Origin of the sequence: Streptomyces sp. NPDC051104, from assembly GCF_040682835.1 — a bacterium.
In the GTDB taxonomy this organism is placed as follows: Bacteria; Actinomycetota; Actinomycetes; order Streptomycetales; family Streptomycetaceae; genus Streptomyces; species Streptomyces cynarae.
In genome coordinates this window covers 1-2,450 of sequence record NZ_JBFBBS010000114.1, presented here as the reverse complement: position 1 = coordinate 2,450, position 2,450 = coordinate 1, and the positions used below count along the sequence as shown (strand labels likewise).

Below are 2,450 nucleotides of genomic sequence, written 5' to 3'. Positions count from 1 at the left end.
GACCGGAACAGGGGACCGGTCGCGGCCCCGCGCCGCCCTACCCGCCCTCTGCGCCACGCAGATCGTGAGCTGGGGCATCGTCTACTACGCGTTCCCCGTCCTCAACCCCCAGATCACCCACGCGACCGGCTGGGAGGCCGGGGCGACCACCGTGGCGTTCTCGCTCGGCCTCGTCGTCTCCGCCCTCGCCGGGATCCGTGTCGGGCGCATCCTCGACCGGCGCGGCCCGCGCGCGGTCATGACCGCGGGCTCTGTGCTCGGTGCCATCAGCGTGCTGATCGTGGCCGCAGCCCCCAACCTGCTGGTCTTCATCGCCGGTTGGGGACTGGCCGGACTCGCGATGGCAGCCACCTTCTACCAGCCCGCGTTCGCCGCCCTCACCCACTGGTGGTCCCCCGACCACGTGCGCGCCCTGACGATCGTCACCCTCGCCGGCGGACTCGCCTCCACCGTCTTCGCACCCCTGACCGCGGCCCTCTCTGACAACTTGTCCTGGCGCCACACCTACCTCGTTCTCGCCGGCATCCTCGCCGCCGTCACCATCCCCGCCCACGCCCTGGCCCTGCGCGCACCCTGGCCCGACGCCCCAACCAACCCCGCGCGGCCGCAGGCGCCGCCGAGGCCGGACGCAGCCGACCATTCCTGCTCCTCGCCGCCGCCTCCACCCTGTCGGGCTTCGCGATGTACGCCGTCGTCATCGCCCTCGTCCTGCTCCTCCTCGAACGCGGGTACACCACCAGCCAGGCCGCCTGGGCCCTCGGCATCGGCGGCGCCGGACAGACCCTCGGTCGCACCCTGTACGCCGCCCTCGCCCGCCGTACCACCGCCACGGCCCGCACCACGATCCTGATCGCGCTCGGCGGACTGACCACGGCCGCCTTCGCCGCCGTCCCCGGCCCGTACGCCCTGCTCATCGCCGTGTCGGTCGTGGCCGGCATGGTCCGCGGCAACCTCACCCTCCTCCAGGCCACCGCCATCATCGACCGCTGGGGCGCGACGCACTACGGGCGCCTCTCCGGGCTCCTCGCGGCACCGGCAACCACCGCGGCAGCCCTCGCGCCGTTCGCCGGCGCCGCCTTGGCTGTGCCGCTCGGCGGCTACGGATCACTCTTCTTCCTCCTGGCTGCCGTCTCCGTGGCCGCCGCGCTCATCGCACCGTGGACAGCCACCGGCGCCGCCGTACGCTGCCGATCCCTACGGCACTCCGCAGAGTAACCACGCAGCGACATCAGCGATGTTTGGCAACAAGCGTGCCCGTATGCCAACTGGACTGCGTCATCACACATCACTTCCACGGGCGAGGGAGAGTCCAGTCGCCGGCCTCTGTCCACAGGCCGACACAGATCTGCTGATCACATGACCGATGACGACGCGCAGCGCGCGGCCCGGCTCCGCGCCAAGATCAGGGATGGCTTCGCCCGAGCAGAACGTGCCCTGTTCAACCGGCCCGCGCCGAAATCCGCGCTAGCCCAGATGAAATTCCTCGCACGCGGGAGAAGGGCTCCACCAAGACCCTGGCGGAGCGCCTGGGCGTCTCCCGCAAGACGGTGGAGCGCTACCTCTCCGGAGCGTCCAAGAAGCCGCAGAAGCGCCTCCGGGCCGCTCTGGTGAAGGAGACCGAAGCGGAGTGGCAACCGCAGGTCAGCGATCCAGCGCACCTTCGGTGCGCGCCGGGGGCGTGGTAAATGCCGTGGCGCGCGCCGAGGTGCTCCCTGTCTGCCCTGACGGGGGTTGATCCGGTCCGGGACGCTGGTGGGGTTCGTTCCGGCCGAAGCCGATTGCTCTGTGATGCCGGTGAGCTCGCAGGTCAGCGTGGCGCTGAGGGTCGTCCACGGGAACCGTGGAGTGTTGCTGTGAGCACGGGCGTCAGAATTCCTGTTCCACCCTGGCCCTCCCGGAACGGCGTACCGCTTGGCCGTTCGGTGAGGGAGGGAGCGGGGCCGTGTGCGTGCTGCACGAACGCTGCGCCGGTGTAGACATCAGCAAGAAGGACGCCAAGGCGTGTGTCCGCAGCCCGAGTGCAAAACGGCGGGGCTCGTTCACCACCGAGACCACGACCTGGGGCTCGACCACGAACGCCGTGCTCGCGCTGCGGGATCATCTGCTCGCTGCCGAGGTCACACTCGTCGTGATCGAGGCGACCTCGGACTACTGGAAGCCGTTCCACTACCTGCTGGCCGAGGATCTGAACGTGATCCTGGTCAACGCCCGGCAGGTCAGGAACCTGCCCGGCCGCACGACGGACGTCTCTGATGCCGCCTGGCTGGCCCAGCTCGGCGCCCATGGCCTGGTCCGCCCCTCGTTCGTGCCACCCGCACCGGTGCGCGAACTGCGGGATCTGACCCGGGCCCGCACCCCTCCCTGTCAGTCTGTGGTGAGACACCGGGTATGCCGGGTTATCCTTCCTGGGCGAGACAGGAGTCCACCCCCGTATGACCAGCACGAACAGT

General features: G+C 70.2%; 2 protein-coding genes and 1 pseudogene. All 3 read left to right on the top strand.

Annotated features, from left to right (window positions below; genetic code table 11):
• Positions 1–1,215, top strand: a pseudogene (locus AB0N14_RS39815) (MFS transporter); the annotation flags it as partial.
• Positions 1,216–1,457: 242 nt separating this feature from the next.
• Positions 1,458–1,685: an HTH domain-containing protein gene (locus AB0N14_RS39810; protein ID WP_366030568.1), complete on the top strand. Its 228-nt coding sequence runs from the start codon at positions 1,458–1,460 to the stop codon at positions 1,683–1,685.
• 257 nt (positions 1,686–1,942) lie between these two features.
• Positions 1,943–2,450: transposase (locus tag AB0N14_RS39805; RefSeq protein WP_366030567.1), on the top strand; the 508-nt coding region annotated here is incomplete at its 3' end.